Source organism: Azospirillum sp. HJ39 (assembly GCF_041507355.1).
Taxonomy (GTDB): domain Bacteria; phylum Pseudomonadota; class Alphaproteobacteria; order Azospirillales; family Azospirillaceae; genus Azospirillum; species Azospirillum thiophilum.
Map to the genome: position 1 here is coordinate 237,553 of NZ_CP167905.1, position 25,406 is coordinate 262,958.

Annotated in this window: 17 protein-coding genes; 8 read left to right on the forward strand and 9 right to left on the reverse strand. The window is 66.4% G+C overall.

The features are described 5' to 3' along the window. Nucleotides 1–148 precede the first annotated feature (148 nt). On the reverse strand, nucleotides 149–2,419 hold the full coding sequence (pflB, locus tag ABMY26_RS01745) for a formate C-acetyltransferase (protein WP_372395110.1): 2,271 nt from the start codon (nucleotides 2,417–2,419) through the stop codon (nucleotides 149–151). 398 nt (nucleotides 2,420–2,817) lie between these two features. On the opposite strand from pflB, the gene ABMY26_RS01750 reads away from it, so the two are divergent. Next, nucleotides 2,818–3,678 (forward strand): MurR/RpiR family transcriptional regulator, encoded by an 861-nt coding sequence (locus ABMY26_RS01750; RefSeq protein ID WP_372394752.1) that lies wholly within the window; start codon nucleotides 2,818–2,820, stop codon nucleotides 3,676–3,678. An 86-nt stretch (nucleotides 3,679–3,764) separates the two neighbouring features. Here ABMY26_RS01750 and ABMY26_RS01755 read toward each other — a convergent pair whose 3' ends face one another. After that, nucleotides 3,765–4,145 (reverse strand): hypothetical protein, encoded by a 381-nt coding sequence (locus ABMY26_RS01755; RefSeq protein WP_372394753.1) that lies wholly within the window; start codon nucleotides 4,143–4,145, stop codon nucleotides 3,765–3,767. 204 nt (nucleotides 4,146–4,349) lie between these two features. Between ABMY26_RS01755 and rraA the strand changes: the two genes are divergently transcribed. From rraA to ABMY26_RS01770, 3 genes are all read left to right on the forward strand, one after another. Beyond that, entirely contained in the window at nucleotides 4,350–4,892 is a 543-nt protein-coding gene (gene rraA / locus ABMY26_RS01760) for a ribonuclease E activity regulator RraA (RefSeq protein ID WP_372394754.1), read from the forward strand. 202 nt (nucleotides 4,893–5,094) lie between these two features. Then, a complete protein-coding gene (gene acnB, locus ABMY26_RS01765; RefSeq protein ID WP_372394755.1) occupies nucleotides 5,095–7,686 on the forward strand; it encodes a bifunctional aconitate hydratase 2/2-methylisocitrate dehydratase in 2,592 nt (863 codons plus the stop codon). A 335-nt stretch (nucleotides 7,687–8,021) separates the two neighbouring features. After that, complete coding sequence (locus ABMY26_RS01770) at nucleotides 8,022–9,890, forward strand: right-handed parallel beta-helix repeat-containing protein (protein WP_372394756.1); 1,869 nt, start codon at nucleotides 8,022–8,024, stop codon at nucleotides 9,888–9,890. A 406-nt stretch (nucleotides 9,891–10,296) separates the two neighbouring features. Here the strand turns inward: ABMY26_RS01770 and ABMY26_RS01775 are convergent, their stop codons facing one another. From ABMY26_RS01775 to ABMY26_RS01785, 3 genes are all read right to left on the reverse strand, one after another. Then, complete coding sequence (locus ABMY26_RS01775) at nucleotides 10,297–11,295, reverse strand: serine protease (RefSeq protein ID WP_372394757.1); 999 nt, start codon at nucleotides 11,293–11,295, stop codon at nucleotides 10,297–10,299. A 14-nt stretch (nucleotides 11,296–11,309) separates the two neighbouring features. Continuing rightward, nucleotides 11,310–12,332 carry a hypothetical protein gene (locus tag ABMY26_RS01780; RefSeq protein ID WP_372394758.1) on the reverse strand — a complete coding sequence of 341 codons (1,023 nt, stop codon included), beginning with the start codon at nucleotides 12,330–12,332 and terminating at the stop codon, nucleotides 11,310–11,312. A gap of 416 nt (nucleotides 12,333–12,748) precedes the next feature. Continuing rightward, nucleotides 12,749–13,558 (reverse strand): crotonase/enoyl-CoA hydratase family protein, encoded by an 810-nt coding sequence (locus tag ABMY26_RS01785; RefSeq protein ID WP_372394759.1) that lies wholly within the window; start codon nucleotides 13,556–13,558, stop codon nucleotides 12,749–12,751. An 86-nt stretch (nucleotides 13,559–13,644) separates the two neighbouring features. Between ABMY26_RS01785 and ABMY26_RS01790 the strand changes: the two genes are divergently transcribed. The 3 genes from ABMY26_RS01790 to ABMY26_RS01800 all read left to right on the forward strand — a co-directional run bounded on the left by ABMY26_RS01790 (nucleotide 13,645) and on the right by ABMY26_RS01800 (nucleotide 15,450). Then, nucleotides 13,645–14,244: a TetR/AcrR family transcriptional regulator gene (locus ABMY26_RS01790; protein WP_372394760.1), complete on the forward strand. Its 600-nt coding sequence runs from the start codon at nucleotides 13,645–13,647 to the stop codon at nucleotides 14,242–14,244. A 184-nt stretch (nucleotides 14,245–14,428) separates the two neighbouring features. Further along, nucleotides 14,429–14,587 (forward strand): hypothetical protein, encoded by a 159-nt coding sequence (locus ABMY26_RS01795; protein ID WP_372394761.1) that lies wholly within the window; start codon nucleotides 14,429–14,431, stop codon nucleotides 14,585–14,587. Nucleotides 14,588–14,751: 164 nt separating this feature from the next. Further along, a complete protein-coding gene (locus ABMY26_RS01800) occupies nucleotides 14,752–15,450 on the forward strand; it encodes a hypothetical protein (RefSeq protein WP_372394762.1) in 699 nt (232 codons plus the stop codon). 98 nt (nucleotides 15,451–15,548) lie between these two features. Here the strand turns inward: ABMY26_RS01800 and ABMY26_RS01805 are convergent, their stop codons facing one another. The 4 genes from ABMY26_RS01805 to ABMY26_RS01820 all read right to left on the reverse strand — a co-directional run bounded on the left by ABMY26_RS01805 (nucleotide 15,549) and on the right by ABMY26_RS01820 (nucleotide 21,845). Beyond that, complete coding sequence (locus ABMY26_RS01805) at nucleotides 15,549–18,773, reverse strand: efflux RND transporter permease subunit (RefSeq protein WP_372394763.1); 3,225 nt, start codon at nucleotides 18,771–18,773, stop codon at nucleotides 15,549–15,551. A 24-nt stretch (nucleotides 18,774–18,797) separates the two neighbouring features. After that, nucleotides 18,798–19,982, reverse strand: a complete 1,185-nt coding sequence (locus tag ABMY26_RS01810; protein WP_372394764.1) for an efflux RND transporter periplasmic adaptor subunit — start codon at nucleotides 19,980–19,982, stop codon at nucleotides 18,798–18,800. 30 nt (nucleotides 19,983–20,012) lie between these two features. Next, nucleotides 20,013–20,867, reverse strand: coding sequence for an alpha/beta hydrolase (locus ABMY26_RS01815; RefSeq protein WP_372394765.1), 855 nt, complete (start codon nucleotides 20,865–20,867; stop codon nucleotides 20,013–20,015). A gap of 132 nt (nucleotides 20,868–20,999) precedes the next feature. Then, a complete protein-coding gene (locus tag ABMY26_RS01820) occupies nucleotides 21,000–21,845 on the reverse strand; it encodes a polyphosphate kinase 2 family protein (RefSeq protein WP_372394766.1) in 846 nt (281 codons plus the stop codon). Nucleotides 21,846–22,072: 227 nt separating this feature from the next. On the opposite strand from ABMY26_RS01820, the gene ABMY26_RS01825 reads away from it, so the two are divergent. Further along, the gene (locus ABMY26_RS01825) at nucleotides 22,073–25,393 is read left to right on the forward strand and encodes a maltotransferase domain-containing protein (RefSeq protein WP_372394767.1); all 3,321 of its coding nucleotides are present in this window, start codon (nucleotides 22,073–22,075) and stop codon (nucleotides 25,391–25,393) included. Nucleotides 25,394–25,406: the final 13 nt, after the last annotated feature.

Consider the following 25,406-nt stretch of genomic DNA (forward strand, 5'->3'; position numbering starts at 1 on the left):
CCTCTTCGAGGGAGAGGGTGCCTTCCGCCAAAGCGACGGCAGTCCCCTCTCCCGCGTTAGCGGGGGAGGGTTAGGGAGGGGGCCGAGGACCCGAACCGGCAGCCGCCGCCGGGAAAACAGACCCGGCGGGCCGCCTTCCCCAAGGTCTTCAGTGCTTGTCGTGGAACGTGCGGCTGATGACGTCCAGCTGCTGTTCGCGCGTCAGCTTGATGAAGTTCACCGCGTAGCCCGACACCCGGATGGTCAGCTGCGGATACAGCTCCGGATGGTCCATGGCGTGCAGCAGCGTCTCACGGTCGAAGACGTTGACGTTGATGTGGTGCCCGCCCTGGCTGGCATAGCCGTCGAGCATGCCGACCAGATTGTCCACCCGCTCGCCTTCGGTCCGGCCGAGCGCGCCGGGGACGATGGTGAAGGTGTAGCTGATGCCGTCCTGCGCATGGGCGTAGGGCAGCTTGGCCACGCTGGCCATCGACGCGATGGCGCCCTTCTTGTCGCGCCCGTGCATCGGGTTGGCGCCCGGTGCGAAGGGCTGGCCGGCCTTGCGGCCGTCCGGTGTGTTGCCGGTCTTCTTGCCGTAGACCACGTTCGAGGTGATCGTCAGCACCGACTGGGTCGCCATCGCGTTGCGGTAGGGCTTCTGCTTGCGCAGCGCCGTCATGAAACGCTCGACCGCCCAGATGGCGATGTCGTCGACCCGCGCGTCGTTGTTGCCGAAGGCCGGATAGTCGCCCTCGATCTCGAAGTCGGTGGCGAGGCCGCTCTCGTCGCGGACGACCTTCACCTTGGCGAACTTGATGGCCGACAGGCTGTCGGCGACCACGCTCAGGCCGGCGATGCCGCAGGCCATGGTGCGCAGGATGTCGCGGTCGTGCAGCGCCATCTCCAGCCGCTCGTACATGTACTTGTCGTGCATGTAGTGGATGGCGTTCAGCGCGTTCATGTAGACCTTGGCCAGCCACTCCATCATCGGCTCGAAGCGGGCCATGACCTCGTCATAGTCCAGCACGTCGCCGGTGATCGGCGCATAGGCCGGGCCGACCTGCTCGCCCGAAACCTCGTCCTTGCCGCCGTTGATTGCGTAGAGCAGCGTCTTGGCAAGGTTGGCGCGGGCGCCGAAGAACTGCATCTGCTTGCCGATGCGCATCGCCGACACGCAGCAGGCGATGCCGTAGTCGTCGCCCCAATAGCCGCGCATCAGGTCGTCGCTCTCGTACTGGACCGAGCAGGTCTTGATCGAGGTGTCGGCGCAGAAGCGCTTGAAGCCTTCCGGCAGCTTCTCCGACCACAGGACCGTCAGGTTCGGTTCCGGCGCCGGGCCCAGGTTGTGCAGGGTCTGCAGCATGCGGAAGTTGGTCTTGCTGACCAGCGTCCGGCCGTCCAGCCCCATGCCGCCCAGGCATTCCGTCACCCAGGTCGGGTCGCCCGAGAACAGCTGGTCGTATTCCGGCGTGCGCAGGAAGCGGACGAGGCGCAGCTTCATGACGAAATGGTCGATCATCTCCTGGGCCTCGGCCTCGGTGATGACGCCGTCGCGCAGGTCGCGGTCGATGTAGACGTCGAGGAAGGTGGAGACGCGGCCCAGCGACATCGCCGCGCCGTTGGCTTCCTTCACCGCCGCCAGATAGGCCAGATAGGTCCACTGCACCGCTTCGCGCGCCGTCGCCGCCGGGCGCTTGACGTCGAAGCCGTAGGTCGCGGCCATCGCGACCAGCTCCTGCAGCGCCCTGATCTGCTCGGAGATCTCCTCGCGCAGGCGCAGCACGTCCTCGTCGATGCGGCTGACTTCCAGCGAGGCCAGCTGCGCCTTCTTGTCCTTGATCAGGAAATCGGCGCCGTACAGCGCCAGCCGGCGATAGTCGCCGATGATGCGGCCGCGGCCGTAGGCGTCGGGCAGGCCGGTGATGACGCCGGACTTGCGGCAGCGCAGCATCTCGGGCGTGTAGACATCGAACACGCCGTCATTGTGCGTCTTGCGCAGGCCCGGGAACACCTCCTCCAGCTTCGGCGACGGGGTGTAGCCGTAGGCTTCCAGGCCGGTCTTGACCATGCGCCAGCCGCCGAACGGCATGATCGCGCGCTTCAGCGGCTTGTCGGTCTGCAGGCCGACGATGACCTCCAGCTCGCGGTCGATGTAGCCGGCGCCGTGCGAGGTGATGGAGGCGAAGATTTCGGTGTCGGCGTCGAGAACCCCGCCCTTGGCGGCGCGTTCCTGCTTCAGAAGGTCGGTGACCTTGGCGAACAGCGCGATGGTGCGGGCGGTGGGGCCGGCGACGAAGCCCGCGTCCCCTTCATAAGGACACAGGTTGCGCTGGATGAAATCGCGGACGTCGACCGAGCGGCGCCAGACGCCCGGGGCGAAACCGCGCCAGGGGTCGGCGGCGGACTGCTGCTCCGGGGCCAGGGCAAGTCCGTCCATCAGCAGGGTGTCCATGATGTCTCCTCAGAGATAAAGACGTCGGCGCGGGTCGAAGGCCGTGTCGGCGCTGAGTGGTGCCCCGCGTGCGAGCGGAGCGGTTGGAATTCTAGGCGCGACGGGCGCCGTTTTCGTTGACACACGTCATATTTTCAGGCCGGGTGCGGCGCGGCCGATGCCGGGGTTTGCGCCCGCTCTGTAGTTTTACTACATACTCCTCGACGGCCTTCCGGACAAGGCGAAGCCGCCCGACATTTTGTCGCAGGGGGGCGCTGGGCGGGTTGGAAATCCTTGGAAAGAGGGTGTCCGGCCAGCGACGGAATCGGTCGTTCGCAGCGCTGTATATGTAGCTTTGCTACATGTGCTAGGCTGGCGCACAATCAGAAGGGAGAGCCCCCAAGATGCTGGCGAGAATCGCCGCCGTCCGCGACCAGATCCGCCCCTCCGAGCGCAAGCTGGCCGACTATGCGATGGCCCATCCGGGCGACGTCATCAACCTGTCCATGGCCGAGCTGGCGGAGCGGACGGGGGTGAGCGAGCCGACGGTGGCGCGCTTCTGCTCGGCGCTCGGCTGCCGCGGCTTCCGGGAATTCAAGATCAAGCTGGCGCAGGACATTGCCGGCGGCATGCCCTTCCTGCACCAGGATCTGTCATCGTCCGGCGAGACCGACGGCGAGGGCGGGGTGCCGGGGGCGGTTCTGGCCGGCAAGCTGTTCGACCGCACCATCGCCACGCTGATGCAGGTGCGCAACAACCTGCCGGCCGAGGCGGTGGACCGCGCCGCCGACCTGCTGGCGGCATCGCGCCGGATCGAGTTCTACGGGTCGGGCAATTCCGGCACGGTGGCGCAGGACATCCAGCGCAAGTTCTTCCGGCTGGGCATGCCGACGGTGGCCTATTGCGACAGCCACGTCTATTTCGCCTCCGCCCTCACGCTGGCGAAGGGGGATGCGGTGGTTGCGGTGTCCAGCACCGGCCGCACCCGCGACATCCTCGACGCGGTGCAGAACGCCCGCAAGGCGGGGGCCGACGTGGTGGCGCTGACCCGCTCGGGCTCGCCGCTCGCCGACATGGCGACCGTCAGCCTGGTGGCCGACGTTGCCGCCGATTTCGACATCCACTCGCCGATGACCGTCCGCATCGCCCATCTGGTGCTGGGCGACATCCTGTCGATCGCGGTGGCCCTGCGCATGGGCGACACCTTGCAGGAGCGGCTGAAACGCCACGACCGCGCCGTCGACGCCCATGACACGGAACGGTAGGGCAGGGGATAGTTAAGACAGGTCAGAGATTCGGGGGGCGTGCATGGCAAGAACCGGAGGCAGGAACCGGATCCCCTCTCCCCCCATCACCGCCCGCCCGGCAGCCTCGCCCCTTCGCGGGCATAGACCTGGATCGGCCGGCAATCCTCGTCGAGCGTAACCACCAGCGCGCCCGGCTGGCTGTTCAGATAGACCCAGGCATCCCAGCGGACGATGATGTCGCGGAATTCGTCGCGGTAGATTCCATAGTTGAAGCCGCGGACATCGCTGGCCGGGAGACGCAGGGCGGTCAGGACCGCGGCGGTCTGCGGGTTGCAGTCGTTGACGGTGTAGCGTTCCAGCGTGCCCAGCAGGACCGGGTCGGGCGGGGCCACCGGCGGCGGGGCGATGGACGAGGCGCAGGCGGAAACCAGCAGGGTCAGCGCCGCGGCCCCAAGGGCGGCGGCCGGTGTCTTCGGCGTTTTCATCGCGGCTCGCATCCGTTGTCTCGACTCCCGGCAATCATATGGGCCGGCTGCGGCCCGCCGTCGACTGCCCGTTCGGCAGGCCTGCTGCGGCATGATTGCCAGCCGGGTGCGTCCGCCGGTTGCCGCGCTTGCCTCCCGCCCGGCTTTGGCGCAAGAGGTGACGGAACCAGTCCCTGCATCGTTCTCGCTGCGGAGCCGCATCCCATGACCGAAAACCAGACCCCGTCCCCGGCCACTGCCCCGGCCACTGCCCCGGCCTTCATCCCGACCTGCGACCTGTTCGACCGCTTCAAGGACGACGCCCGCTATGTCCTGCCGGGCTTCCGCGATTTCGGCGCCGTCACCCGCTTTTCCGGCGAGGCGGTGACCGTCAAGTGCGTCGAGGACAATTCCCGCGTCAAGGAGCTGCTGGCCACCCCCGGCGCCGGCCGGGTGCTGGTGGTGGACGGCGCCGGCAGCCTGCGCTGCGCCCTGATGGGCGACATGATCGCGGCGTCGGCGGTGAAGCAGGGCTGGGCCGGCGTGGTGATCTGGGGCTGTGTCCGCGACGTGGCGGAGCTGGCCGTCCTGCCGCTCGGCATCAAGGCGCTGGCGGCGATCCCGCGTGCCTCGACCCGCCGCGACCAGGGGCTGGTCGACGTGCCGGTGGAACTGCCGGGCGCCGCCGTCCGGCCGGGCGACATCCTGTTCGCCGACGAGGACGGCATCGTCCTCCTCACGGCGGAGCAGGCGGCCGGGCTGAAATAAAGCACCGGGCCCGAAGTGGTCATACCAAGGCCCGGTAATACCAGTGCAAAAACAGGGGCTGCCTCGACCTGCCGCCAGCGCGAAAGCGGGGCGCCCCCTTGCACTTTCATTTGAGCGGGCATATAAACCGGACCTGAGTTCAAGCGGGCCGTCTCACGGTTCCCATCCACGGGCCGGCCTTTCATTTATGAGGAACCCTGCCGTGCTCGAAGCCTACCGCCAGCACGCGGCCGAACGCGCCGCCCTCGGAATCCCGGCCCTGCCGCTGACCGCCAAGCAGACGTCCGAGCTGATCGACCTGCTGAAGGCGCCGCCGGCGGGGGAGGAGGCGTTCCTCCTCGACCTGATCACCCACCGCGTTCCGGCCGGCGTCGACGATGCCGCCCGCGTCAAGGCCGGCTTCCTGGCCGCCGTCGCCAAGGGCACCGACAGCTCGCCGCTGATCTCCAAGGTCAAGGCGACCGAGCTGCTGGGCACCATGCTGGGCGGCTTCAACGTGCAGCCGCTGATCGACCTGCTGGGCGACGCCGAGTGCGGCACCGCCGCCGCGGAAGGGCTGAAGAAGACGCTGCTGGTCTTCGACTTCTTCCACGACGTCAAGGAACTGGCCGACAAGGGCAACGCCAACGCCAAGGGCGTCCTGCAGTCCTGGGCCGATGCCGAGTGGTTCACCTCGCGTCCGGAGGTTCCGGCCTCGATGACGCTGACGGTCTTCAAGGTGTCGGGCGAGACCAACACCGACGATCTGTCGCCGGCCCCGGATGCCTGGAGCCGCCCGGACATCCCGCTGCACGCGCTCGCCATGCTGAAGAACCCGCGCCCCGGCATCGAGGCCGACGAGGCGGGCCAGCGCGGCCCGACGAAGCAGCTGGCCGAACTGCAGAAGAAGGGCAACCTGATCGCCTATGTCGGCGACGTGGTCGGCACCGGTTCCTCGCGCAAGTCCGCCACCAACTCGGTGCTGTGGTTCACCGGCGAGGACATCCCCTTCGTCCCGAACAAGCGCTTCGGCGGCGTCTGCCTCGGCACCAAGATCGCCCCGATCTTCTTCAACACCATGGAGGATGCCGGCGCGCTGCCCATCGAGTTGGACGTCAACAAGATGGAGATGGGCGACGTCATCGAGCTGCGCCCCTATGAGGGCAAGGCGCTGAAGAACGGCGAGGTCATCGCCGAATTCGCCGTGCGGTCCGAGGTGATCTTCGACGAGGTGCGTGCCGGCGGCCGCATCCCGCTGATCATCGGCCGCGGCCTGACCACGCGGGCCCGCGAGGCGCTCGGCCTGCCGGCGTCGGAGCTGTTCCGCCAGCCGGCGGCCCCGGCCGACAGCGGCAAGGGCTACAGCCTCGCCCAGAAGATGGTCGGCCGTGCCTGCGGCCTGCCGGAAGGCAAGGGTGTCCGTCCGGGCACCTATTGCGAGCCGAAGATGACCACGGTCGGGTCGCAGGACACCACCGGCCCGATGACCCGCGACGAGCTGAAGGATCTGGCCTGCCTCGGCTTCTCGGCCGACCTCGTGATGCAGTCCTTCTGCCACACCGCCGCTTACCCGAAGCTGGTCGACGTCAAGACCCACCACGAGCTGCCGGACTTCATCTCCACCCGCGGCGGCGTCGCGCTGCGTCCCGGCGACGGCGTCATCCATTCCTGGCTGAACCGCCTGCTGCTGCCGGACACGGTGGGCACCGGCGGCGACAGCCACACCCGCTTCCCGATCGGCATCAGCTTCCCGGCCGGCTCCGGCCTGGTCGCCTTCGCCGCCGCCACCGGCGTCATGCCGCTGGACATGCCGGAATCGGTGCTGGTCCGCTTCAAGGGCGAGATGCAGCCGGGCGTCACCCTGCGCGACCTCGTCAACGCCATCCCGCTCTACGCGATCAAGGCCGGCCTGCTGACGGTCGAGAAGAAGGGCAAGAAGAACATCTTCTCCGGCCGCGTCCTGGAGATCGAGGGTCTGCCCGACCTGAAGGTCGAGCAGGCGTTCGAGCTGACCGACGCCTCGGCCGAGCGGTCGGCGGCCGGCTGCACCGTGCTCCTGAACAAGGAGCCGATCATCGAGTACATGACCTCCAACGTCACGCTGATGAAGTGGATGATCGCCAACGGGTACGCCGACGCGCGCACCCTGGAGCGCCGCATCAAGGCGATGGAGGCCTGGATCGCCGATCCGCAGCTGCTGCGTCCGGATGCCGACGCCGAGTATGCGGCGGTGATCGAGATCGATCTGGCGGACATCAAGGAGCCGATCCTGGCCTGCCCGAACGATCCGGACGACGTGAAGACGCTGTCCGAGGTTGCCGGCGACAAGATCGACGAGGTGTTCATCGGCTCCTGCATGACCAACATCGGCCATTTCCGCGCTGCGGGTAAGATCCTGAACGGCAAGTCGGACATCCCGACCCGCCTGTGGATCGCCCCGCCGACCAAGATGGACGCGATGATGCTGACCGAGGAGGGCTACTACGCCACCCTCGGCAAGGCCGGCGCCCGCATGGAGATGCCGGGCTGCAGCTTGTGCATGGGCAACCAGGCGCAGATCCGCAAGGGCTCGACCGCCATCTCGACCTCGACCCGCAACTTCCCGAACCGTCTGGGCATCGACACCCGCGTCTACCTGTCGTCGGCCGAGCTGGCCGCCGTCGCGGCGCTGCTGGGCAAGATCCCGACGACCGAGGAATATCTGGCGCAGGTCGGCGTGGTGAACAAGGCGGCTGCCGACGTCTACCGCTACATGAACTTCGACCGGATCCCGGCCTTCCAGGATGTCGCGGACAAGGTCGCCGTCCCGGCCTGACCGCCGGACGCAGCGCCCAGTGACCAAACCCCCGCCGGAGCGATCCGGCGGGGGTTTTCTTTTCTAAAATAAAATTGGCAGAAGAAACCCTCGACGATCGCAAATACAGACCCTGGTTATAATCAATTCGGGCAGTGTGCTAAGGGTCATGGCTACAGTCCTTTGCACAGGTGCTTTCGAGTTGTCTTCATTTTTTCTGGAATGACTTCGGCATTGGTCGCAGGAATATAACGGAACTTACCGCCTAATCGTGGAATCCCGGGAAGATGGCTCACAAATGCCCCAGCCATCCGGACATCGTGGCGCCGCACAGCAACCGCAAAGGATACGGATCAATGGCCACGACCTCTGGGAACTCGACCATCATCGTGACCGCCAAGGGTGCCGCCAACGCGCATTTCGACCTGCTGGTCGACGGCAGGAAGATCGGCGAGGGCACCACGGATGACACGGCCAAGGACTTCGTCTTCAAGACGGACATCGTGGAGGGCCAGGGCCACAAGGTGCAGGTCCAGTACGACAATGACGGCATCGTGAACGGAACCGACCGCAACCTGTTGGTCGACGCGATCTCGATCAACGGCAAATCGGTGCTTCCGACCGACAGCAACGTCACCTACGACAAGGGCGCGCTCGACGGCCATGACGTCGTCGCCGGGCGGGCCGGCCTGTGGTGGAACGGCACGCTGGTGGTCGACGCCGACAAGAGCTTCTTCCCCCATGACGTCGTTGCGACCCCCACCGTGCCGACGACCCCCGAAGCGCCGGCCGAGACGCCCGCCGGGACGCCTGTGGACGGCTCCACGCCCAGCGTGCCAAAGCCGACCGGCCCCGGCTTCTACGTCGCCGAGAACGGCAACGACAGCTGGTCGGGCACGCTGGCCGCTCCCAACGCCGACGGCACCGACGGCCCCTTCGCCTCGCTGCAGAAGGCCCAGACCGCCATGCGGTCGAGCGACATCGACACGACCTACATCCGCGGCGGCGACTACCACCAGAACGGGCTGTGGCTGGACGGCCAGGATTCCGGCGTGACCTTCACCGGCTACGGCAACGAGACGGCGGTGATCCATGGCGGGTCGCAGGCATCGGTGTCGTTCGGCCTCGGCGGCGCCAGGAACGTGACCATCGAAGGGCTGACCTTCGCCGACGGCGTCGTCGGCGGCCATTATGTCTTCGCCGACGATGCAGCCGGGCTGACCTTCGCGAACAATGTGGTGAAGGGCGGCGGCTATGGCATCACGGTGCAGAACAGTGCCGAGTCACAGGTCGTCGGCAACCAGTTCGACAGCACCGGTGCCGAAGCCATCTTCGTGAAGGCCGGCTCCGACTTCACAATCGTCTCCGACAACCTGATCCGCCACCCGAACGCGGCCGACCGCGGCGACGCCGGCATCTGGATCAACGGCAGCTCCGACGTCAAGGTCACGCACAACCAGATCGAGGATTCGCCGGAAAAGGCCATCGCCGTCGGCTCGGTCCAGACGGACGGCAGCGACGCGACCCACCGGGTGACCGTCGCCTACAACAAGGTTATCGACGCCAACCTGGAATCGAACGACGGCGGCGGCATCTACCTGATCAACCGCCAGCAGGATCTGACCGGCCACACCGTCGTCAACAACGAGGTGACCGGCACCACCGCGACCAACCCCACCGGCGACGTGTCGAGCTGGGGCATCTACCTGGACGACTGGACCAGCGGCGCCACGGTGAAGGGCAACATCGTCCATGGCAACATCGGCGGCGTGTTCCTGCATGGCGGCTGGGACAACAGCGTCACCGAGAACGTGATCGCCGGCAACAGCGGCGCCCAGATCGGCCTCCAGCAGGACGTCGCCTGGAGCGGCTGGCAGGGCAAGGAGATGAGCGGCAACGACATCTCGGGCAACATCGTCGATGTCCGGGACGGCACGGCGGTCCACATCTACGGCCCGGCCGGTGTCGGCAACCTGCACGACAATTTCTACAGCAGCCTGAACACGTCCGAGACGCTGTTCGACGCCTGGCCGCAGGTGATGGCGACCGGTGCCGAGGGCGATCTGGCGGCCTGGCAGGCGGCGGGGTACGACAAGGGGTCGGTGACGCTGGATCCGGGCTTCGTCAATTCGGGAGCGCAGGATTACAGCCTGTCGTCGGACTCGTCGGTCTACGCTCTCGGCTTCGACCACATCGCCGTTCACGACATCGGCCTGCTGGCCTGACCGGCGGTACTTGGCGAAGGGCGGCCCGTTCGTATCCCAAGTGAAGAAGGGGCGGAGGACATGGGGACGGTATCGCACCACTCGGAAGAGAATTACCCGTTGGGAGCTTGGTCACCAGCGCAGTGGCGAATGAATGGATATCGTTGCCCACGGACAAAGTCCCCGTCCCGGACTATTGGCCAGATATAATTCTGAGTAGTGAAACCCCGTCGGAGCGAACCGACGGGGTTGTTTTTCATAAGGTATTCGTTCTAATCATTGTGACAGTCGCCATGTTGTCGAAATATCCGATTCCAGCAGGAAAATGAGATGGTCATACTGCAAATTTCCTGATTATCATTATAATGATTGAGAAGGAATTTCTTCACTCCTATCGAACCCATCCATGTATCGGGCGTCGGAAAATCTACCGCCCCGTTGCCTGTCTCAGTTCGTCAAAGAACGCACCGCTCACGCGCAGGCCGCTGTTGAAGCGGGAGCGATTGACGGTGGGATCGCCTTGGGTATGCATGCCGAGCACGATATGGCGGTCGCCGTTCTTGTAGATCAGGGGCGCACCGCTGAACCCGCCCTCGGTATCGATCCGGTGTGACAATTGCGTTGGAGATTGGCGGAAGACACGGCCGGCGCTGAACCACATGGTTCCGAGAGGCTTGTCGACCGGATAGCCGGCGGTGTTGACCAGAACTCCGTTCAGGAAATCGTCCTTGGCTTCGCCGAAGGGAAAATAGCCGGTGCGACCGACGACATGCCCGTCCGTCAGGCGGAGAAAGGCATAATCATAGGATGGATCGGAATCGCTCTCCCAGCGATGGTTGATATAGACGCTGGCTGGAGCAACCGGCGGGAATGGCGGGCGGGATGTCCCGTCATTCCCGGCAGTTACGACGATCGACGTGGCGAGGCCGCCATTCTCGGGATCTAGATAATTATGCCCTGCGGTAACCACGAGATCCGGAGCGGCAAACCATCCGGTGCCGATCGTCACCTTGCCCGTCTGCCGGGTGACGTAGAGTTGACAGATGCATCGCCAGGGTATGCGAGCGGTATCGGAGATCCGGGCCCGGTTGTCATCGGGATCGAAATAGACTGTTTCGCGCCTGGATTGCTGCTCACCGGGAGCACCGTCATCCTGCGGCAACCCTTCCATGCCGTTCAGTCCCTCCGTCAATGCCCGCTTTGCGTTGAAACCCGGCACGGATTCCAATTCGCCGCCGCCATAGGTCTCGCTCAGGAAGCCGGGCACGAGACGGTCGCCGAAGCCCTCCAGCCCTGGTGCGGCGAAGGTCGTTGGCGGCGGTGCCGCGGTATCGGCCAGTATCCTGCGATCCTCGATCGGGGAGAATATGAGATCGGAATTGTTCTCTTCGCGGGTTTTCCTCGGTTCCTTTGGACGCTTGTTCATCGTTGCGCCTCCAATCAATGTTCACTTTCAAATCCATCCAGGGGTGGATTTCCGCTGTCAGGGACGGGTGTCTGCGTTCTGGGGATGCCGGCCCTGACCCAATTTGCGGTCGAACCGAACATGAAAACCCGCGATGCCGGCGGATCTCCGCCCTCATTCTTTGTTTTTTCTTTTGCTTCCTTTTCTTTTACCAGTTGCTCGGCAAGTTCGGTTGCTTTTTTGGATTGGTCAATTTTTAGCTGAAATACTTCTGTCAAAATGCTTATGATGCCTTTGGCTATAGTGATCGGTAAGGATATCACTTCGAGCGCCTCGCTCGGCTTGGTGACGCTGATCTCCGAGGGAGTTCCGTCGACGAACGTCACCTTGCTGATCTTCTTGACGAAAGCCGCGCGGCTTAGCGGGACGGCAACGATCGGCCCACGATTCGGGATGCTGATCTCGTGGACATACTGGCCGCCGTCCTTGAAGCGGTAGCTGACCTTGTACGGAACCGGCACGCGATAGCAGAACCCGACTGAACAATCCGGAGCGGTGCTCTTTGGTGGCGGCGCTCCGACGGGCGTGATGTCGAACTCTGTCACAGCACCTCCCGATGCCGTGATCAGGCTCTCCTTCAAATGCCCGACGGCGTCGTGATCGACCGGATCGATCTCGACATCGATGCGGTCGATTGCGGCCGTCCCGGCGGCTCCACTTTCCAGAAGGGAGATGCTTTGCGCCACCTTGACGATGATCTCGTCAGCCTTGCTGTCGGTCTGAAGATCGATGCTTTGAAGCAGGCGGGTGTTGGCGTTCGTCTTGACCGTAACGATGTCATCCGAGAAAACCGAAGCGTCGTAGTGAAACGTGTACATGGCGGACGGATCGCCGGATACCCGGGGAGGAGAGATTTCTATCGCATATGCGGCATCGGCAGAGCCCTCGACTACCAGCTGCTTCAACTTGACCGGCAGAAGAATACGGGCAAGCTGATAATCCAGGACCATTTCACCTGGAGGAGCCGGGCCGGTTCCCTGCGGATCGCTGCGCAACACAGCCGTACATCCGGAGAGAGCGGATGGAAGAATTCCCGTGGTCAGTATAATTGCGGGAATTTTTCTTCTTGTCCCTATCATCATCCTCTCGCCTCCGTATATGCATACTGCGTAGGGATTGCGATGAATGTTGCCGCGCTGGGTCTGTCGTTGGTGATCGTTCGTCCCATCTGGCCGAACAGGACGCCATCGGGACCTTAAAAAAATCTCAAGATTGATGATTCGTTACAATTTACGCCCTTGATGATATTGCATCCAACTGTTTTTCTTCCCTTTGGTGGTACTTTTGGAAGATATTCCGATAATGAGTGTGGTTATAGCAACCATGTCTCCGTCCTGAAGTCTTGGATCGGACGAGGAACGCAACCGGCGAGCCGGCAATCGGGACCGGTCCGCCGGACCGCGCGGACCCCGCTTCACCCGTTGGCGCCAACCGACCACAGGCCTGGATAATCCGGGGTGCGCCGGGCCATCCAGGCATCGAGACCCTCGCGCAGGTCGGCGGTCGGCGCCATCCGGGCGAACTGCTCCGCCTCCACCAGCAGTCCCTCGGCAATGGGCAGGTTGATGCCCCGCGTCACCGCCGTCAGGATGGTCGCGACGGTGAGCGGCGAATGGACCAGGATGCGCTCCAGCAGCGCCCGCGCCGCCGGCAGCAGCTCCTCATGGGGAACCACCGCATTGACCAGCCCCAGTTCCAGCGCCCGGGCTGGCGTGAAACTCTCGCCGGTCAGCAGAAGCTGCATGGCGCGCTTGCGCCCGGCGAGCCGCGGCAGCCGCTGGGTGCCGCCGAAGGTGGGCGGCATGCCGAGGCGGATTTCGGGCTTGGCGAAGACCGCAAGCTCGCTGGCGATGGCGAGCGGCGCGGCTTCCGTCACCTCGCAGCCGCCGCCGTAGGCGAGGCCGTTGACCGCCACCAGGATCGGCTTGCGGAACGCCTCGATGCGGGCGGTCAGCCGCTGGCCGCGCGCCACGAAGTCGCGCAGCGCGGCATCCGGCCCGGCCGCCACCGAGCGCGAGAATTCGGGGATGTCGCCCCCGGCCGAAAAGGCGCGGCCGGTTCCGGTCAGGATGATCCCGCGCACCCGGCCGTCGTCCTCGATCCGGTCGAGAGCGGCCAGCAGGGCGTCGACGGTCGCGTAATCCAGGGCGTTGAGCTTGTCCGGGCGGTTCAGCGTCAGCGTCGCGACCGCTCCGTCGATTTCCTGCAGCACATGATCGGACATGGCCGGTTCCTCCTCGTTGGTGAGGGGTGCAGGATGCCGGGCGTGGCCGCTTGAGTATACTCACTGTACGGTATACTTTCACGGCCATGCCAAGACATGCCGATACGCGCGGACGGATCATCCAGGCCGCTTCCAGGCTCTTCTATGCCGAGGGGATCGGCCGCGTCAGCGTCGATGCCATCGCCGAAAAGGCCGGCATCACCAAGCGCACGCTCTACTATCATTTCGAAAGCAAGGACGAGCTCGTCGCGGCATATCTCGACGCGCGCGACCAGCCCAACCTGACGCAGATGGCGGGCTGGTTCGCCGCCGCCGAAGGCGGGGTGGCGGAGAAGGTCGCTGCTATCTTCGCTGGGCTCGCCCGGACCGCGCGCCATCCGAAATGGAAGGGTTGCGGCTTCCTGCGGACCACGGCGGAGCTTGCCGCCCTGCCGGGCCATCCGGCGGTGAAGATCGGCGCCCGCCACAAGAGCGCCTTCGCCTCCTGGCTTGCCGGCGAGATCGGGCTTGCCGGCTTCGAATCCCCCGATGCCCTCGCACGCCGGATCCTGCTGCTGCTCGACGGCGCCTTCTCCGCCTCGCTGGTCCATCGCGATGCGGGCTGGTTCGAGGAGGCCGGGCATGCCGCCCACGCCCTGGTGACCGCCCATCCCCGCAAGCCCGACGGCCGCCCCGCCGGCGGCTGAGCGCTGCCGGGAGGATCCAATGCGGTGGGGCGCCTGTCCGGTACGCCTCCCGGAGCCGTCGGCCGCCATAAAGTTGCGAATGAAATCATCCTTTATCACAAAAATTTGCGATACCGCCTATTCCGACTCGCCAAATCTATGCGGTTATGCATAATTCACATTAGTCCTTTCGATGGAGGTGAATATGACGCCGCCGCCGACCAACCTGTCCACCATCCGTGCCGTGCAGACCGTCCGTAGCCACAGCAAAGGCTGTCACGATATCGTCGCGCGCGAGTATCTGATCCGTGTCGAGCGTCGGTTGCTGGCAATGATGGACCGCGAGGGGGCGACGGTCCATTGACGCCCCATCCGGGTCCCGGTCGGGCGGCGCTTGTCCCGATCGGTTGAATGGGAGGATCGTCGGTCGGGCATCCGGCATCGGTGCGGATTTTGAACCTATCATTGCGAAGAAACCTGCCCTGATATAGGAATTTATAGCTAATTCCTTGACATGGAGGGTTCCTCATGCCGCCCGACTGCCTGATTTCGTCCGATCCCGTCCCCCATTGGGCGGCCGAGCCGCCGGTGCCGCCGGACGGTGCGCTGGTTCCCAACTCCCGCTTCCATGACGAGCAATGGATCATGGCCGCCGGGATGCTGGCGCGCGGGGCGTCCTTCCAGCAGGTCGCCCGCTCCATGGGGTGCGGCCGCACCACGCTGTGGCGGGCCTATTACGGCTCGCAGCCCTTCCGTCATCGCGTCTGGTGGGAGCGGCAGTCGCTGAACCGCGAGGCCGAACTGCGCCTGCACTCGCTGCGCGGCATGGTGACGGAACAGATCGAGCGGCTGGTCTCGGCCGGCGATCCGGCGACCCTGCGCTGGCTGGCCGACCGGCTCGGGCTGTTCTCCGGCGACGACCGGCCGCCGGCCGCGAAGCCCGCTGCCGGAGCAGCCGGGCCTGCCGTTTGCGCCGCGGACATCGACAGGGAGACGGCGATGGACGCGGCCATCGATGCGGCCATCGATGCGGCGATGGATCCGGACGACCTCGTTCCGGGCGCCCTGCGCGAACGGACGCCGCCGGACCCGCGGATGGTCGCCGCCATCCTCGCCCGGCCGGAGGCCGAGGGGCCGAAGGGTGTCTATCCCTGGACCCTCAACCCCGACGACCGCTATCCCAACCTCGGCTCGGCGGCCGAACGCAAGGGTGGGCGCGGGGCATGACCGCCGCCAAGCCTGCCGCCGCAACGCCGGCCCCTGAAACGGCGAAACAGGGCCGAAGCCCTGTTTCACCCGGTTTCAAACGTTCCACTCCGCCGGGATCAGCCCATCCCGGGCCAGCCATGTGAGGCAACCCCGGCCGGCGCGGCGCCGGTTTCCGTCCCCCGCCCGACGTCTTCCTCGGTCCCCTTCTCGATCCGGGCTCCGGCCAGACGGCGCAGCAGCACGTAGAAGACCGGGGTCAGGATCAGGCCGAACAGGGTCACGCCGATCATGCCGGCGAACACCGCCACGCCCATGGCGTGCCGCATCTCCGACCCGGCGCCGGTCGAGGTGACCAGCGGCACCACGCCCATGATGAAGGCGATCGAGGTCATCAGGATCGGGCGCAGCCGCAGGCGGCTGGCCTCGATGGCGGCCTGGACCGTGCTGCGGCCCTGTTCCTCCAGCTCGCGGGCGAACTCGACGATCAGGATGGCGTTCTTGGCCGACAGCCCGACCAGCACCATGAAGCCGATCTGGGTGAAGATGTTGTTGTCGCCGCCGGTGAGCCACACGCCGGCCAGCGCCGACATCAGGCTCATCGGCACGATCATCAGGATGGCCAGCGGCAGGGTCAGGCTCTCGTACTGGGCCGCCAGCACCAGGAACACCAGCAGGATGCTGATCGGGAACACCCACAGCGCCGAGTTGCCGGCCAGGATCTGCTGGTAGGTCAGGTCGGTCCACTCGAACCGCACGCCGCGCGGCAGGGTCTCCGCCGCGATGCGCTCGGCCGCCGCCTGGGCCTGGCCCGACGAGAAGCCGGGCGCCGGCCCGCCGTTGATGTCGGCGGCGGTGTAGCCGTTGTAGCGCACCACCATCTCCGGGCCGTAGCTGGGCGCCACCCGGACCAGCGAGGACAGCGGCACCATGTCGCCGCGGTCGTTGCGGGTCTTCAGGAGGCCGATGTCGGCGGCTTCCGCCCGGAACGGCGCGTCGGCCTGGACCCGCACCTGGTAGACGCGGCCGAAGCTGTTGAAGTCGTTGACGTAGAGCGAGCCCAGATAGATCTGCATGGTGTCGAACACCTCGCCGACCGACACGCCCTGCTGCTTGGCCTTCACCCGGTCGAGATCGACGTCGAGCTGGGGGACGTTGATCTGGTAGCTGGAGAAGGTCGGCCCCAGTTCCGGCGTCTGCATCGCCTTGGCGACGAAGGCGCCGACCGCCGCGTTGAGCGCCTCGTAGCCCAGTGCTCCGCGGTCCTCGACCTGCAGCTTGAAGCCGCCCAGCGTGCCCAGCCCCATCACCGGCGGCGGCGGGAAGATGGCGACGAAGGCCTCCTTCAGCCCGGCATAGCGCATCTGCAGGGTGCCGGCGATGGCGTTGGCCGACAGGCTGGCGTCGCCGCGCTCGGAGAAGGGCTTCAGGGTGACGAAGACGATGCCGGCGCTGGAGCTGTTGGTGAAGCCGTTGACCGACAGGCCGGGGAAGGCGACGGCGCTCTGGACGCCCGGCTGCTTGAGGGCGATGTCGGTCATCTCGCGGATCACCGCTTCGGTCCGGTCGAGCGAGGCGCCGTTGGGCAGCTGGGCGAAGCTGATCAGGTACTCCTTGTCCTGCGCCGGGACGAAGCCCATCGGCACCGCCCGGCCCAGCAGCACGGTGCCGCCGAGCAGCAGCACATAGACCAGCATCATCAGGCCCTTGTGCCGCACCACCCCGCCGACGCCGCGGCCGTAGCCGGTCGACGCCCGGTTGAAGACCCGGTTGAACAGGCGGAAGAAGCCGCCGAACACCCGGTTCATGCCGCGGGTCAGCCAGTCCTGCGGCTGGTCGTGGCCGCGCAGCAGCACCGCCGACAGGGCCGGCGACAGGGTCAGCGAGTTGAAGGCGGAGATGACGGTGGAGATCGCGATGGTCATCGCGAACTGCTTGTAGAACTCGCCCGACAGGCCGGGCATCGCCGCCAGCGGCACGAAGACGGCGACCAGCGTCAGGGCGATGGCGATGATCGGCCCGCTGACCTCCTGCATCGCCTTGTAGGTGGCTTCCTTGGCCGACAGGCCGGACTCGATGTTGCGCTCGACATTCTCGACCACGACGATGGCGTCGTCGACCACGATGCCGATGGCCAGCACCATGCCGAACAGCGACAGCGCGTTGATCGAATAGCCCAGCAGCAGCATCAGGGAGAAGGTGCCGACGATCGACACCGGCACCGCCAGCAGCGGGATGATCGACGCCCGCCAGGTCTGCAGGAAGACGATGACCACCAGCACCACCAGGGCGATGGCCTCAAGCAGCGTGTGGATCACCGCGTCGATGCTCGACCGCACGAACTGGGTCGGGTCGTAGACGATGGAGAAGTCGACGCCGTCCGGCATGTCGGCCTTGAGGTCGGCCATCGTCGCGCGGATGGCGTCGGAGATCGCCAGCGCGTTGGCGCCCGGCGACTGGTTGATGCCCAGCGCCACCGCCGGCTTGTTGTCGAGCAGCGAGCGCAGCCCGTACTGCGCCGCCGCCAGCTCCACCCGCGCCACGTCGCGCAGATAGGTGACGCCGCCGTCCCGGCCGACCTTCAGCACGATGCCGGCGAACTCGTCCACCGTCTTCAGGCGCCCTTGCGCGTTGATCGACAACTGCAGCGGCGTGGTCGGCAGGCTGGGGGACGCGCCGATGACGCCGGCCGCGACCTGGACATTCTGCTCGCGGATCGCAGCCACCACGTCCGACGCCGTCAGCCCGCGTTCCGCCACCTTGTTGGGGTCGAGCCAGACCCGCATCGAATAGTCGCCGGCGCCCCACACCTGCACCTCGCCGACGCCCGAGATCCGGCTCAGCCGGTCCTTGACGTTGAGGATGGCGTAGTTGCGCAGATAGGTCATGTCGTAGCGGTCGTTGGGCGACAGCAGATGCACGACCATGGTCAGGGTGGGCGAACTCTTGACCGTGGTCACGCCCAGCCGCTGCACGTCTTCGGGCAGGCGGGGCAGGGCCTGCGACACCCGGTTCTGCACCAGCTGCTGCGCCTTGTCCGGATCGGTGCCGAGCCGGAAGGTGACGGTCAGCGCCATGTTGCCGTCGCTGTTGGCCTGCGACTGCATGTACAGCATGTTCTCGACGCCGTTGATCTGCTCTTCCAGCGGCGCGGCGACGGTCTCGGCGATGACCTTCGGGTTGGCGCCCGGATATTGCACCCGGACGACGACGGAGGGGGGAACCACCTCCGGATATTCGGAGATCGGCAACTGGAACAGCGAGATCGCACCCGCCAGGAACAGAGCCACGGAAAGAACACCCGCGAAGATCGGGCGGTCGATGAAGAATTTAGAGATGTTCATGACGGCTCTCCCGGCGGGCCTCGGTCACTGCGCCGTGGACGCGGTGCGGATGGCCTGCGGCGTGCCGTCCATCGCCACGGTGCGCGGGTTGACCCGGCTGCCGGGGCGGGCATGCTGCAGGCCGTTGACGACGATGCGCTCCCCGGGCTCCAGCCCGCTCTTCACCACGCGCAGGCCGCCCTGGGCGGTGCCGGGCACGATGGCCCGGTAGGAGACGGTGCCGTCCTCCGCCACCACCAGGACGAACTTCTTGTCCTGGTCGGTGCCGATGGCGCGGTCGTCGATCATCAGCGCGTCATGCGGCTGGCTGCCGCCGACCTTGATGCGGGCATAGAGGCCGGGGACCAGCAGCCCGTCGGCATTGTCGAAGCGGGCGCGCACCCGGATGGTGCCGGACGCGGCATCCATGCGGTTGTCGACATGCTCCACCGCGCCGTCGCGGGAATAGCCGGCCTCGTTGGCAAGCCCGAGCTGCACCGGCACGGCGGACTCGTCCTTCATCCCGGCGATGTAGGTCAGGTAGGTCTGCTCGTCGACGTCGAAGGAGGCATAGATCGGCGAGACCGAGACCAGCGTGGTCAGCGGGGCCGCCGCGGCGCCGGCCGCAACCACGTTGCCGACCGTCGCCTCGGCGCGCGAGACGCGGCCGGAGACCGGGGCGCGCAGCTGGCTGTGCTCCAGGTCGAGGCGGGCGATCTCCAGCGCCGCCTGCGCCGCCTTCAGGTTGGCGGCGGCGGAGCGGGCCTCGTTCTCCTTGCTCTCCAGCGACTGGCGGGAAATGGTGTCGTCGCGGACCAGCCGCTGGGCGCGCTCCAGGTCCGACGCGGTGAAGCGGACGCGGGCCTGGGCGGCGGCGACCTGCGCCTCCTGCCGGGCGACCTCCGCCGCGAAGGGGCGCTGGTCGATGGTGAACAGGACGTCGCCCTGGCGAACCAGCGCGCCATTGCGGAAATGGACGGCGGTGATGGCGCCGGCCACCTGGGGCCGCACCTCCACCCGGTCGACCGCCTCCAGCCGGCCGGAATAGGACTGCCAGTCGGTGATCTTGCGGACCACCACCGGGGCGACGTCGACCTCCGGTGGCGGCGGGGCGGCCGCCGCGGCCTGCGGCGCATCGGCATGGCCCTGGCTGACGGCGATGCCGCCGGCGCCGGCGATGGCGACCCCGGCGACGAGAAGGATGGCGAGCTTCGAACGGGAACTGGTCATGGTGTGCATCTCCGGCATGGGAGGAAAATGTCAGGCACGTGCGCCGGGCAACCGGCGGCGGAGGAAGTCGGCGACCGCCTGCAGGGCCGGCTGGTGACCGGGCAGGGCGTCGTGCGAAATGGCGGGAAAGCGGGTGACCTCGGTCGGCACCCCGGCGGCGATCAGGCCGGCGGCATACTGTTCGGCCTCGATGCGCAGCAGGTCGTCCTGGGCGGTGACGATCAGGGCCGGCGGCAGCCCGCCCAGCCGGCAGGACTCCAGCGGCGCGGCATAGGGATGCAGCCGCTGTGCAGCCTCGGGCAGATAGGCGCGGTAGCAGCGGGCGCAGTCGGCCATCGTCGGGTCGAACAGCTTGCTGCGCGCGTCGCCGACGCTGCCGCGGCTGGCCCGCGTCAGGCTGGGATCCAGCATCGGGCCGAGCAGGGCCTGCGCGGCGATGGTGACGCCGCCGAGATCGCGGGCCAGGAAGGTCAGGGACGTGGCGACATGGCCGCCGGCGTCATGGCCGACGACCCCCAGCCCGCCGCGGGCGACGCCGAGGTCTCGCCCGGCATCGGCGGTCCACAGCGCCGCCCGGTAGGCGTCCTGGGCGGCGGTTGGGAAGGGATGGGCGGGGGCCAGCGAATAGCCGACGGAGACCACCAGCGCCGGCACGGCGGCGGCGATGGCCGAAGCGGCCTCCTCCGCCTCTTCCAGCGAGCCGGAGGTGAAGCCGCCGCCATGCAGATAGAGCAGGGCCGGAACCGCCAGCCCGATCAGCGGCCGGTACAGCCTCAGCCGGATGTCCTGGGCATGGCCGGCGATGGTCCGGTCATCGACGGCGAAGGGGCAGGGCGTCGCCACCCGCTCCCCGCCGCTCCGCTGTGTCTTCGAAGACCGACCCATTCCGCTCCGGTGCCGAGGCACCCCTCCCGCATTGCAATGCGGTGGAGTGTCGCGCTTGGCGGCACCCGAATAAATACCGGGTCAACGGCAACACAATTCGGCTGGCACGAACAATTGGGAGGGAAAAGCCGGTCAGCCCTCGACCGTCCGCTCCTCCTCCGAAACGCCGGGATGGACGCCAAGGATCTCCGCGGCGATCCTGGCGACATTGCCGTTGACCGGCGGCGGCGCGATGTTCACCCCCTTCTTGAGGGTGTCGGTCACGATCTCCAGCACCTTGAGCCGGGCATGCCATTTGGAGTTCGCCTCCACCACATGCCACGGCGCCTGGGGGGTGGAGGTGCGGTCGAACATCGCCTCCGTCGCCTTGACGTAGTCGTCCCATTTGGCGCGGTTGCGCAGATCCTCCTCGGTCAGCTTCCAGCGCTTGTAGGGGTTCTTCATGCGCTCGCGGAAGCGTTCGAGCTGCTCTTCCGGGGTGATGTGCAGGAACAGCTTCACGATGCGCACGCCGTCGTCGGTCAGCAGCCGCTCGAACTCGTTGATCTCGTCGTAGGCGCGCTTCCACTGGTCCTTGGATGCGAATTTCTCCACCCGCTCCACCAGGACCCGGCCATACCAGGAGCGGTCGAAGATGGCGAAGGTGCCGCCGGCCGGCAGCCTCGTCCAGAAGCGGTAGAGGTAATGTTTGCTCTGCTCCTCCGGCGACGGTGCCGAGATCGGCCAGACATGGAAGCCGCGCGGATCGAGCGGCTCGGTCATGCGCCGGATGGCCCCGCCCTTGCCGGCGGCGTCCCAGCCCTCGAACACCACGATGGCCCGGCGCTTCTCGTGCCAATAGGTCTGCTGGATGTGCAGCAGGTCCTTCTGCAGCTTGCCGAGCCGGCGATCGTACTCCTCCGCCGTGTCGATCCGCAGCTTGCTCTGGTCCAGCCTTCCCAGGCGGATTTTGGAGATTTTCCCGGACTTCTCGGCCATGCGGTGCATCCTGTTCTGAGGGTGTCGGTTGCCGCCCGTCACGCGAGGCGGGCGGAACCTTCGCCTCCCCGCCGGGTTGACCCGCGGGGGCGTGGTGCCGGCCGTACCGGTCGTGGCGCGTTCCCAGGACGGGCACCCGGGGAAAAGGTGCCGATCCCGCTTCGTCGATCCGACAACGGGGACAGGCGGGCTGTCAACGAGGAAGCAGGGCCAAGGAAGGGGGTTCCATGAGCATCGTCGGACCGCGCATCTACAACCTGTTTCCGACACTGGTCGGACCCGTCCGCGATTGGGCCGGGCACCTGCCACGGATCCAGGGGATGGGATTCGACTGGATTTTTCTGAACCCGATCCACCAGCCCGGATTTTCCGGCAGCCTCTATGCGGTGAAGGACCCCTACCGCCTGCACGACGCCCTGCGCGCCGGCGCGCAGGAGGGCGACGACGACCTGCTCCGCCGCTTCATCGTCGAGGCGGGAGCGCACGGCCAGTCGGTGATGATGGATCTGGTCATCAACCACACCTCCCGCGACGCGCTGCTGGTCGACCGCCGCCCCGACTGGTACAGGCGCGGTCCCGACGGTGACCTGCACCGCCCCGGTGCCGTCGATCCCAACGACACCAACAAGGTCACGGTCTGGGGCGACCTTGCGTCGCTGGATTATGACCGCACGGAGTCGCGTGCCGGCCTGATCGGTTACTGGAGCGACTATCTGCGCCATTACATCGCTCTGGGCGTGAAGGGGTTCCGCTGCGACGCCGCCTATCAGGTGCCGGCCGAGGTGTGGAAGAGCCTGATCAACGCCGCCCATGCCGTGAACCCGGAGGTGAAGTTCTTCGCCGAAACTCTTGGCTGCACCGTGGAGCAGGTGCGCGAGCTGTGCGGCGCCGGCTTCGATTTCCTGTTCAACAGCGCCAAATGGTGGGACTTCAAGGCCGATTGGCTGCTCGACCAGTATGAGGATTTCCGCTGGATCGCGCCGTCCGTCGCCTTCCCCGAAAGCCACGACACCGACCGTCTGGCGGCGGAGGTCGGCAGCCAGGATGCCGTCCGTCTCGCGGCCCAGCTGAAGATGCATTACCTGTTCGCCGCCAGTTTTTCGACCGGCGTGATGATGCCGGTCGGCTTCGAATACGGCTTCACCCGTAAGCTGGACGTGGTCAACACCAGCCCGGCCGACTGGGAGCAGCCGAAGCTCGACCTCACCGGCTTCATCGGTGCGGTCAACGCCATGAAGGCCGCCACCCCCGCCTTGAACGTCGAGGGACCGCAACGTCGCGTGACCTCTCCCCACGGTCCGGTGCTCGGATTGATCCGGCAGGTGGACGGTGCCGCGCTCGACCAGCCCGACGGCTGCGCCATCCTGCTGCTGAATCCGGACGAGAACCGGCCGCACACGCTCGACGTCGGCCCGGTGCTGGCCGCCACCGGCGGCACCTACGAGGCGTTCGAGGACGTGACGCCGGAGGCCGAGCCGCTGCCGATGGAACCCGGCACGCCGATGACGCTGCGCCCGATGGAACTGCGCGTCTTCCGCGCCCGCGCTGCCCGCAGCCACCCGGTCGAGCTGCATGACGTGGAGGAGCGGGACTGGATGGACTCCGTTGCCGCCGGCCGCATGACCATCGAGGCCGTCTATCCCGAACTGGACGGCGGCCGCTTCGCCATCAAGCGCGCAGTCGGTGACGTGATGGAGGTGTGGGCCGACATCTACACCGACGGTACCTTCGTGCTTGCCGCTTCGGTCATGTACAAGGCGGACGGCGACGAGGAGTGGAGCGAGGCGCCGATGCGCCTGTTCGAGAACGACCGCTGGGTCGGCCGCGTGCCGCTGACCCGCAATGCCCGCTACACCTACAGCATCGAGGCGTGGCGCGACGTGTGGGAAAGCTGGCGCGCCGACTTCAAGAAGAAGGTCGACGCCGGACTGATCGTCGACCTGGAACTGGTGGAAGGCCGCCGCTTCGTCGAGCAGGCGCTGGACCTGAACCATGGTGACGGCCGCGCCGCGCTGGAGGCGGTGATCGAGCGGATGCAATCGCTCACCGGCCGCGAGGCCATCGACTACGCCTTGTCGGACGAGCCGCGCCGCGTCATGGCCCGCTACGGCGAGAGGCAATACAAGTCCCGCTATGTCCGCGAGCTCGAGGTCTATGTCGACCGCACCGCCGGCGCCTATTCGGCATGGTTCGAGATCTTCCCGCGCTCGGCCTCGCCCGACCCGTCGCGTCCCGGCACCTTCGACGACGTGGTGTCGCTGCTGCCCATGGTCCGCGACATGGGCTTCGACGTCCTCTATTTCCCGCCGATCCATCCCATCGGGCGCGCCTTCCGCAAGGGCAGGAACAACACCCTGAACCCCGGCCCCGACGATCCAGGCGTGCCCTACGCCATCGGCGCCGAGGAGGGCGGGCACGACGCCATTGACCCGATGATCGGCGATTTCGACAGCTTCCGCCGGCTGGTGCGCGAGGCCAGGCGTCATGGGATCGAGATCGCGCTGGACTTCGCCGTCCAGTGCTCGCCCGACCATCCCTGGGTCAAGGAGCATCCGCACTGGTTCTACTGGCGTCCCGACGGCACCATCCGCTACGCAGAGAATCCGCCGAAGAAATACCAGGACATCGTCAATGTCAGCTTCTACCGCCAGTCCTATCCGGAGCTGTGGTACGCGCTGCGCGACGTCGTGCTGATGTGGTGCAGGGAGGGTGTCCGCATCTTCCGCGTCGACAACCCGCACACCAAGCCCTTTCCCTTCTGGGAATGGATGATCCGCGAGGTGCAGGACCGCTATCCCGACGCGCTGTTCCTTGCCGAAGCCTTCACCCGGCCGAAGCTGATGAAGCGGCTGGCCAAGGTCGGCTTCACCCAGTCCTACAGCTACTTCACCTGGCGCACCACCAAGCCCGAACTGACCGAGTATCTGACCGAGCTGACGCAAGGTGAATCGCGGGAGTACATGCGTCCCAACTTCTTCGCCAACACGCCCGACATCCTGCCGCCGATCCTCACCCATGGTGGCAGGCCGGCGCACATGATGCGGGCGGTGCTGGCGGCGACGCTAGCCGGCGTCTACGGCCTCTACGGCCCCTACCTGCTGTGCGAGGCGGAAGCCTATCCTGGCAAGGAGGAATACAACCACTCGGAAAAATACGAGGTCCGGCACTGGGATTGGGACAAGCCCGGCAACATCCGCGACTACGTCGCCGCCATCAACCGTATCCGCCGCGAGAATCCGGCGCTGCACCAGTTCACCAACCTGCGTTTCTACAATGCCTATGACGACAACATCCTGCTCTACGGCAAGATGACGGCGGCGAAGGACAATGTGATCCTGATTGCGGTGAACCTCGATCCCCACAACGGCCATGGCGGGACCATCGAGGTGCCGCTGTGGGAACTGGGCTTGTCCGACGGTGCTCATGTCCAGGTCGAGGATCTGTTCAGCGGCCACCGCTTCACCTGGATCGGCAAGTTCCAGCATGTCTGGCTGGATCCCAACCGCAACCCGGCCGCAATCTGGCGCATCGTTCCGCCCGGAGTGTGAGTGCTTCGGGCCG

What these genes read in the sequence shown, in the direction of transcription:
- pflB (WP_372395110.1), bottom strand. Translation starts at nt 2,419, where the DNA reads ATGGACGGACTTGCCCTGGCCCCGGAGCAGCAGTCCGCCGCCGACCCC.
- ABMY26_RS01810 (WP_372394764.1), bottom strand. Translation starts at nt 19,982, where the DNA reads ATGACCAGTTCCCGTTCGAAGCTCGCCATCCTTCTCGTCGCCGGGGTC.
- ABMY26_RS01795 (WP_372394761.1), top strand. Translation starts at nt 14,429, where the DNA reads ATGACGCCGCCGCCGACCAACCTGTCCACCATCCGTGCCGTGCAGACC.
- ABMY26_RS01800 (WP_372394762.1), top strand. Translation starts at nt 14,752, where the DNA reads ATGCCGCCCGACTGCCTGATTTCGTCCGATCCCGTCCCCCATTGGGCG.
- ABMY26_RS01770 (WP_372394756.1), top strand. Translation starts at nt 8,022, where the DNA reads ATGGCCACGACCTCTGGGAACTCGACCATCATCGTGACCGCCAAGGGT.
- ABMY26_RS01825 (WP_372394767.1), top strand. Translation starts at nt 22,073, where the DNA reads ATGAGCATCGTCGGACCGCGCATCTACAACCTGTTTCCGACACTGGTC.
- ABMY26_RS01775 (WP_372394757.1), bottom strand. Translation starts at nt 11,295, where the DNA reads ATGAACAAGCGTCCAAAGGAACCGAGGAAAACCCGCGAAGAGAACAAT.
- ABMY26_RS01805 (WP_372394763.1), bottom strand. Translation starts at nt 18,773, where the DNA reads ATGAACATCTCTAAATTCTTCATCGACCGCCCGATCTTCGCGGGTGTT.
- rraA (WP_372394754.1), top strand. Translation starts at nt 4,350, where the DNA reads ATGACCGAAAACCAGACCCCGTCCCCGGCCACTGCCCCGGCCACTGCC.
- ABMY26_RS01820 (WP_372394766.1), bottom strand. Translation starts at nt 21,845, where the DNA reads ATGGCCGAGAAGTCCGGGAAAATCTCCAAAATCCGCCTGGGAAGGCTG.
- ABMY26_RS01790 (WP_372394760.1), top strand. Translation starts at nt 13,645, where the DNA reads ATGCCAAGACATGCCGATACGCGCGGACGGATCATCCAGGCCGCTTCC.
- ABMY26_RS01755 (WP_372394753.1), bottom strand. Translation starts at nt 4,145, where the DNA reads ATGAAAACGCCGAAGACACCGGCCGCCGCCCTTGGGGCCGCGGCGCTG.
- ABMY26_RS01750 (WP_372394752.1), top strand. Translation starts at nt 2,818, where the DNA reads ATGCTGGCGAGAATCGCCGCCGTCCGCGACCAGATCCGCCCCTCCGAG.
- ABMY26_RS01785 (WP_372394759.1), bottom strand. Translation starts at nt 13,558, where the DNA reads ATGTCCGATCATGTGCTGCAGGAAATCGACGGAGCGGTCGCGACGCTG.
- ABMY26_RS01815 (WP_372394765.1), bottom strand. Translation starts at nt 20,867, where the DNA reads ATGGGTCGGTCTTCGAAGACACAGCGGAGCGGCGGGGAGCGGGTGGCG.